Genomic DNA, 7,869 nt, shown 5'->3' on the forward strand with positions numbered 1-7,869 from the left:
CACACACGCTGGGTGTTGCAACGACCACATGAAACCGCCGAGCGAACTGTCTCACCGAAGCCGAATCTCACACGGCGGCACCGCGATGGTCGGCACCGCGATGAGCGGCGGCCTCAGCCCCGCATCGTCGACTCGCGCACGTCGAGCGTGGCTCGAGGCACTTCGAGCGGCACCGTGAGCGGCGTGCCCTCGGCGAGGTGCACGGCGACTTCGACGGCTCGCGCCGCGATCCCCTCCGGGTGGAGGTCGAGGGTGGTGACGCTGGGCTGTGAGATGCGGTTCTGCAGCGCTCCGGAGCCCGCGGCGAGCAGCAGGTCCTCCGGCACGCGGATCCCGTGGCGGTGTGCAGCGGCATTCAGTCCGGCGGCGTGGCGGCCGGTCAGGCAGAAGAGCCCGTCGGGGCGGGTTCCGGTCGCCGCGCCGAAGAACCGTTCGATCGCGGCCTCTCCGATGCGCTCGCCCTCCGCTTCGGGGAACGCTGCGATGTCGGGTGTCTGGCCCCGACGCTCGCACCAGGCGAGGTAGGCCTCTTCCGACTCCCGGTTCCAGGCGTTCTGGTCGGTGCCGGTGAGCAGTGCGACGCGTTCGGCGCCCGCCTCGGCGAGGTGGTCGAGTGCGAGCTCCGTCTCCTCCCAGTCGCGCGTCGCGAGCTCGATGAACTGGCCGCGCCGCGCGGGGTCGGAGCCGACGGAGACGAACGGGATGTGGCGTTCGGAGAGCATCGTGAGCACCGGGTCGTTCGCGAAGGGCTCCGACACGATGTACGCGTCTGCTGCGGTGGCGCTCAGCGGCGCCCCGGGGCGGGTGGGGTCGTCGACGAGCATCATGCTGTAGCCGCGCTCCATCGCCGCGAGTGAGGCCGCGCCGGCCATCCTGAGGAAGTAGTCGACGCCTTCCGGGAGGAAGGTGTCGAGCGATCGCAGTGGCCGGATCACGAGTGCGAGCAGCCCGAGGCGGGAGTTCTGCAGCCCTCGGGCGATCGGACTCGGCCGATATCCGATCTGTCCCGCGACGAGGGCGATGCGGTCGGCCGTCTCCTGCCGCACGACGCCCTTGCCGTTGAGTGCGTGCGAGACGGTGGTGGGCGAGACGCCGGCGGCTTTCGCCACGTCTTTGATGGTTGGTCGCCCGCTCGCTTGCACCTCGTCAGAATAGCCGGTCGGCTGTGGGCGGGCGGAGCGATTCTCAGGCGGCCCTCGGCCGATCCGTCACCGAAACGTGATAACCAAACCGTTTTTCACAAACCGTTTTGGGTGCTAGCATCGCCGGTGGGTCTTCGCTCGGCGGGTGTCGGGATGAGGAGCTTCAACGATGAAACTTCGAATGGAGAACAACGTGAAATTCGCACCGATTCGGGCGTCTATCGCCCTGCTTACCGTCGGGGGCCTCGCCCTCGCGGGCTGCGCGACCGGAAGCCGCGGAGGTGACGCCGCGACACCGTCGGAAGACACGGAGCTGCTGCAGACCACGCCGGAGGCCACCGCGGAAGCCGACAGCGTCGCCTGGAACTCGACCTACGGTGAGCTCGCCAGCCTCGACCCGGTCAAGGCCTTCAACTATCCCGAGAACACGATCGTGTCGAACCTCTGCGAGCCGCTCTTCGAGATGCAGCCGGACTTCTCGGTGCAGCCGAACCTCGCGACCGAGTCCAACACCGATGACGGGAAGACCTGGGTCTTCGGCATCCGCGACGACGTGACGTTCTGGGACGGCACGCCGATGACGGTCGACGACGTCGTGTACTCGATCAAGCGCCACCTCGATCCCGCCGAGGGCAGCTACTGGGGCGGTGGCGTGGTCGCCAATATCGCCGAGGTCGCTGCCACGGGTGAGAACGAGGTCACGATCACGCTCCAGACCCCCGACTACACGCTGCCGTCGTCGCTCAGCACGATCATCGGCGTCGTCGTGCAGCAGGCGCAGCGCGAAGCCGCGGGTGAGAACTACGGAAACCCTGAAGCCGGCGTGATGTGCACCGGCCCCCTGAAGTTCACGCCGGGCAACTGGAAGCAGGGGCAGTCGATCACGCTCGAGCGCTACGACGACTACTGGGATGCCGACGGAAAAGCGATGGCGAAAGAGGTCAGCATCGGCTTCGTCGTCGACCCGACCGCCATCGCGAACGGCCTGAGCACCGGCGAGATCCAGGGCTCCTACGACGTGCCGCTGCCCGCCCTGAATCAGCTGGGATCGAGCGAGACCGGCGAGCTGTACGCCGGCCAGGGCATGCAGAACATGGCGATCATCTCCACCGGCGAGGGCGTCTTCGGCGACCCAGCGGTGCGTCGGGCGCTGACTCGCGCCACGGATCGTCAGGCGATCGCCGACACCGTCTACGAGGGCACGGGAACACCGGCGCGCTCGGTCGTGCCGCAGTCGCCGTGGGACGCGGTCGAGGAGACGTCGCCCGGCATCGCCGACCTGCGCGACGAGCAGCTCCCGGACCTGAGCTTCGACATCGAGGCCGCGAAGGCCGAGCTGGAGGACGCGGAGGTCGACCTGACCCAGCCGATCAAGATCGCCTACCCGAGCGAGCGCAGCTTCTACGCCGACATCCTGAACGAGATGGCGAACGGCGCGAAAGAACTCGGCATCACGCTGGAACCGACCGGAGTGCCCAGCGCCCAGTTCGGCGCCTTCTTCTCCGATCCGGAGGCGCGAGCGGGGTACGACGGGTTCGTCACCACCAACTACCTGAGCGCACCCGATCCGCTGCTGCATCTCATCAGCGTCGCCAAGACCGGCAGCGATCAGAACTACTCCGGCTTCTCCGATCCCGCCGTCGATGCGGCGCTCGACGCGGCCATCGGCGAGAGCGACGATGCCGAGCGGGCGAAGCTGACGGTCGAAGCTGAGGCTCTGATCATGCAGGAGCAGCCGTGGGTGCCGATCAACGACCTCGCGGTGCGCATGTACATGGACGAGAGCATCACCGGTGCTCCTGCGTCGTTCGTGTACCTCTACTACCCGTGGGCCGCTGACCTCGGCGCCACCGCCTGAGCCGAGTACCAGCAGGAAGGGATCGTCCATGGTCTACGTGTTCAAACGGCTCGGCGCGCTGCTCGCCGTGCTGATCGTCTCGAGCTTCATCGTGTTCTCAGGCATGTACCTGGCTCCGGGAAGCCCCGAGCAGTTCCTCGTGCAGGGGCGAACGGTGAGCCCTGAGGTGCTCGCCTCGATCCGTGCGCAGTACGGCCTGGACGATCCCTTCCTTCTCAGGTACTGGCATTGGCTGATCGATGTGCTCCAGGGCAACCTGGGGCGCTCGCTGGTCACTCAGCAAGACGTCACGACGCTCGTCGCGACCCGCATCCCGACGACGCTGTACCTCGCCGGTTTCGCGGCCCTGCTCATCATCGTGTTCGGGATCGGCCTCGGCGTGCTCGCCGCGACCCGTTCAGGCGTGTTCGAGAAGATCGTCGTGTTCGGATCGAACCTCGGGTTCGCCGTCCCCACGTTCTTCGCCGCACTGGTGCTCATGTTCATCTTCGGATCCAATCTCGGCTGGTTCCCCGTCTCGGGCTCCGGCGAGGGATTCCTCGATCGGCTCTGGCACCTGACGCTCCCCGCAATCGCGCTCGCGTTCCCCGGCATCGCCGTGGTCGCGAGGATCACGCGAACCGCGGTGCGCGAGGAGCAGGGATCCGAGCACGTGATCATGGCGATCGCGCGCGGAGTGCCGAAGCAGCTGGTGCTGTGGCGGCACACGATCCGGAACTCGATGCTGCCGGTGACGACCGTCATCGGCACGCAGGTGGCGGGGCTGCTCGCCAGCGCCTTCGTGATCGAGTACGCGTTCACGCTCGACGGCATCGGATCGCTGCTCGTGAACTCCGTTCAGAAGAAGGATTTCGCGGTGGTGCAGGCGATCGCGCTGGTCATGGTGCTCGCATTCGGCATCGTCAACCTCATCGTCGATCTGCTGTACTCCGTGATCGATCCCCGAGTCCGTCTCAGCAAGGGAGTGACGACACGATGACATCCCAGAAGCCCGCGAGCGAGCCCGGCACCGGCACTCGCTCGCAGAACACCATCGCGGTGCAGCTGCTCCGCAAGCACCGGGGCGACGTGCCCGTGTCGGGCTGGCGTCTGCTGAGGCGCCGCCTCGGGCCGGTCGGCGTCGGCAGCCTCATCGTCATCGCGCTGGTGGTGCTCATGGCGATCCTCGCTCCGATCATCGCCCCCTACGATCCGTACGCCGGCGCCGTCACGGCCCGCCACGAGGCGTGGAGCCTCGCGCACCTGCTCGGCACCGACCAGTCGGGCCGCGACATCCTCTCCCGGATCATCTGGGGCGCCCGAACGAGTCTCATCGGCCCGACCATCGTCACGATCGTCACCGCGGTGCTCGCGACCCTGCTCGCACTCACGGCGGTCTGGTTCGGCGGAAAAGTGGACGCCTTCATCAGCCGCATCCTCGACATCCTGTTCGCGTTCCCCAACATGCTGCTCGCGATCCTCGCCGTTGCCATCTTCGGGCCGTCGATCCTCACCGCCTCCCTGGCGCTCGCGATCGGGTTCGTCCCGTACTCGGCGCGCGTGATCCGCTCGGTGGCGCTTCGCGAGCGCAATCTGCCCTACGTCGCCTCGGCGCGCCTGCAGGGGATCTCGGGCTTTCTCATCACCGTTCGCCACATCCTGCCCAACGTGCGCACGCAGATTCTGACCGGCATGACCATCAACTTCGGGTACGCGATGATCGAACTCGCGGCGCTCTCCTTCCTCGGGCTCGGGGTGCAACCGCCGACTCCCGACTGGGGGCTCATGGTCTCCAACGGTCAGGCTTCGCTGCAGCAGGGGTTCTGGGAGCAGAGCATCTTCGCAGGCCTCGCCATCGTCATCACCGTGGCGGCGTTCGGCTACGTCGGTGAGCAACTCGGCGGACGTCGTGCCGCAGGAAGGATCCGCTGATGCTGCAGGTCGATTCACTCGTGCTCACGGTCACCGACCCGGATTCGGGTCAGGCCACCGAGATTCTGCACGGCAACTCCTTCACCCTCGGCTCGGGCGAAGCGCTCGGCCTCGTCGGTGAATCGGGCTCGGGCAAGTCGATGACCCTGAAGTGCATTCTCGGCATCGAACCCTCGAGCGCGCGCGTCGAAGGCTCCATCGAGCTCGACGGCACCGACCTGCTCGGCTCGGGCGGTGAAGAACTCCGCCGGATCCGCGCTAATGATCTCGCCCTGATCTCGCAGAATCCGCACGGATCGCTGAACCCCGTGCTGCCGGTCGGCCGCTTCCTGATCGAGGGCATGAGCGACGCCCGTTCGCTTCCCGCCGCACAGGCGCGAACGCGTGCGGCGGAGCTGCTGCGCCAGGTCGGCATCGATGACACGGAGCGCGTGCTGCGTTCCTATCCGCATCAGCTCTCGGGCGGCATGCTGCAGCGCGTCGTGATCGCGGGAGCCATGTCGGGCGACCCGAAGCTGCTGCTCGCCGATGAGCCGACCACCGCTCTCGACGTCACCACCCAGGCCGAGGTCGTCGCGATCCTCGATGAGAAGCGCCGCGAGCACGGGCTCTCGATGATCTACGTCACCCACGATCTCGACCTCGCGGCGGCGATCTGCGACCGGCTCGCGGTGATGAAGGACGGCGAGATCCTCGAGATCGGCACTCCTGAGGAGATCCGGGATCGGCCGAAGACGGAGTACACGAGGGCGCTCATGTCGGCGCGGCCGCAGCTGTACCCCGATGGGGCTCCGCAGCCGGCTCCCGGCACCGGCCCACTGACGAACACGGAGGATCGCGCATGACCGAGACGTCCCCTGCCCAGTCGGCGACGCGGGGCGATGCAGCCCCCATCATCGAGGTCGAGCACCTCGAGCGCACCTTCCACCTCAGCCGCACCGCGAGAGTCACCGCGCTCGACGATGTCTCGTGCGCGCTGCGAGCCGGCACCTGCCTCGCGGTCGTCGGCGAATCGGGTTCCGGGAAGTCGACTCTGGCGCGCGTGATCGTCGGGCTCGAGACGGCGGACGCCGGAGAGGTGCGGATCGCAGGGACGCCCGTGCGGCCCACCACCTCGCGGCGGGCGCTGCACGAGCGCGCCAAACTCGTGCAGATGGTCTTCCAGGACCCGCAGGGGTCGCTCAACCGCTCCCTGCCCGTCGCGGCGACGATCAACGAGATGCTGCAGGCGCACCGCCCCGATCTCGACCGGGCCGGGCGCCGCGCACGTCTGCTCGAGCTCTTCGCGGAGGTCGGTCTCACCGAGCGTCACGCCGACGCCAAGCCGGAAGCCCTCTCCGGCGGGCAGAAGCAGCGCGTCGCGATCGCGCGGGCCCTCGCGGCCGAGCCGGAGGTGCTCGTGCTCGACGAAGCCGTCTCCGCGCTCGACGTGTCGGTGCAGGCGCAAGTGCTGGATCTGCTGAAACGGCTGCGGAGCGAGCACGGCCTGTCGTACCTGTTCATCACCCACGATCTCTCGGTCGTGCGCGACATCGCCGACGACGTCGTGGTGATGCGCACCGGGCGCATCATCGAGCGCGGCACCGTCTCCGACATTCTCGACCGCCCCACGGATCCGTACACCCGCCTCCTCCTCGCCTCGGCGCCCCGCCCCGGCTGGAAGCCGCGTCGTGGGCTTCGCGACGCTCTCATCGGCGGGGCTGATCGCACGCCGTGACACCGGCGACGACGTCGCCCTCCGCTCCGCGGGCACTCGCCCGACCCTCCACAGAAAGCACTGCTGCATGACTACACAGACCGATCGCCTGCACCTCGACGTCACGGGTGCGACCGCCCATGAACTCGGGGTGAGCCGCGGCTCAGCACTCCGCGGCTCGCTGCCGACGGCATACGCGAAGTACGCCGAACTCTTCCGCATCCTGGGCGTCTCCGAGGAGATGGAACGCGATGGCGTCTCTCGCGTGGTGGCGGCGGTGGATTCGTGGCGCCCCGAGCTGCTCGAGCAGCTCAGGGGTGTCGCTGACGGAGCCGGTGTGCCGTTCGAGCACGTCGTCGCACTGAACGCCCGCACCGAGCTGATCGCACTCGGCACCCGAGGCGCGAGCGAGTGCTCGACCGTCACGGCCCGCCTCGGGGACCACCGGCTCGGCGTGCAGACCTGGGACTGGCACGTCGAACTCGACGCGTACTGGCACACGCACACCGTGACGGGGCACGGGCTGCGGTATGCCGGTCTCACCGAGCAGGGGATCCTGTCGAAGATCGGCGTGAACGAGGCCGGGCTGGCACTGCACTTCAACATCCTCGGTCACGCGAGCGACGGACCGGATGGCATCCCCATGCATCTGCTGTCGAGCACGGTGCTGTCGGAGTGCGCCTCGGTCGATGAGGCGGTTGCGCTGGTGCGCTCGGCGCCGATCGGATCGTCGTCGGCCTTCACCATGCTCGACGCCGCGCGCGCGGTCTCGCTCGAGATCAGCCCGGTCGGGATCTTCGAGATCCCGGAAGTCGAGGGGTCGGTGCAGCGAACGAACCACTTCCAGCACGCTGAGCCGCTGATGGCGCAGAAGAGCGAGATCTACGAACCCGATTCGACCGAGCGGCTCGATCTCGTGCGCGAGCGGCTGGCCGCTGGAGTACCGGAGTCGTCGACCGAGCTCGTGCGCCTGCTGCGCTCCGAACCAGGTCAGCCACCGCTCACCTGCATTCCCGACATGTCGAAGGAGTACGGCGATCGGTGGGGCACGCTCGCGACGATCGTCACCGACCCCGACGTCCGGACGATCCGGATCTTCGACGGCATGCCGCAGGCCAGTGAAGCCGGGGAATGGCGCGTGCTGACCGTCTGACGGGCGCGGCCGCAGCTTGGGTTCGCCGCAGCTTCGGTGAGCGATTCGGCTTCGGTGAGACAGTTCGCTCGGCGGTTTCATGTGGTCGTTGCAACACCCAGCGTGTGTG

At 67.9% G+C, this 7,869-nt stretch carries 7 protein-coding genes; 6 read left to right on the plus strand and 1 reads right to left on the minus strand.

Going from position 1 to position 7,869, the window contains the following annotated elements; all coding sequences use genetic code 11:
• Positions 1–113: 113 nt before the first annotated feature.
• Complete coding sequence (locus tag ABFX18_RS11195; RefSeq protein ID WP_346058360.1) at positions 114–1,109, minus strand: LacI family DNA-binding transcriptional regulator; 996 nt, start codon at positions 1,107–1,109, stop codon at positions 114–116.
• A 202-nt stretch (positions 1,110–1,311) separates the two neighbouring features.
• Here ABFX18_RS11195 and ABFX18_RS11200 point away from each other — a divergent pair, with 202 nt between their 5' ends.
• The 6 genes from ABFX18_RS11200 (at position 1,312) to ABFX18_RS11225 (ending at position 7,760) form a co-directional block, all read left to right on the plus strand.
• Positions 1,312–3,000 (plus strand): ABC transporter substrate-binding protein, encoded by a 1,689-nt coding sequence (locus ABFX18_RS11200; protein WP_346058361.1) that lies wholly within the window; start codon positions 1,312–1,314, stop codon positions 2,998–3,000.
• 28 nt (positions 3,001–3,028) lie between these two features.
• Positions 3,029–3,979, plus strand: coding sequence for an ABC transporter permease (locus ABFX18_RS11205; RefSeq protein ID WP_090152134.1), 951 nt, complete (start codon positions 3,029–3,031; stop codon positions 3,977–3,979).
• Positions 3,976–4,911 (plus strand): ABC transporter permease, encoded by a 936-nt coding sequence (locus ABFX18_RS11210; protein ID WP_090152131.1) that lies wholly within the window; start codon positions 3,976–3,978, stop codon positions 4,909–4,911. Before ABFX18_RS11205 ends, ABFX18_RS11210 begins: the two co-directional genes overlap by 4 nt.
• Positions 4,911–5,756, plus strand: coding sequence for an ATP-binding cassette domain-containing protein (locus tag ABFX18_RS11215; RefSeq protein ID WP_090152128.1), 846 nt, complete (start codon positions 4,911–4,913; stop codon positions 5,754–5,756). The genes ABFX18_RS11210 and ABFX18_RS11215 overlap by 1 nt, the downstream gene beginning before the upstream one ends.
• Positions 5,753–6,628: an ABC transporter ATP-binding protein gene (locus ABFX18_RS11220; RefSeq protein WP_346058362.1), complete on the plus strand. Its 876-nt coding sequence runs from the start codon at positions 5,753–5,755 to the stop codon at positions 6,626–6,628. The genes ABFX18_RS11215 and ABFX18_RS11220 overlap by 4 nt, the downstream gene beginning before the upstream one ends.
• A gap of 67 nt (positions 6,629–6,695) precedes the next feature.
• The gene (locus ABFX18_RS11225) at positions 6,696–7,760 is read left to right on the plus strand and encodes a C45 family autoproteolytic acyltransferase/hydrolase (protein ID WP_211649156.1); all 1,065 of its coding nucleotides are present in this window, start codon (positions 6,696–6,698) and stop codon (positions 7,758–7,760) included.
• The last annotated feature ends 109 nt before the right edge of the window (positions 7,761–7,869 follow it).

Origin of the sequence: Leucobacter alluvii, from assembly GCF_039530485.1 — a bacterium.
Classification (GTDB): Bacteria; Actinomycetota; Actinomycetes; order Actinomycetales; family Microbacteriaceae; genus Leucobacter; species Leucobacter alluvii.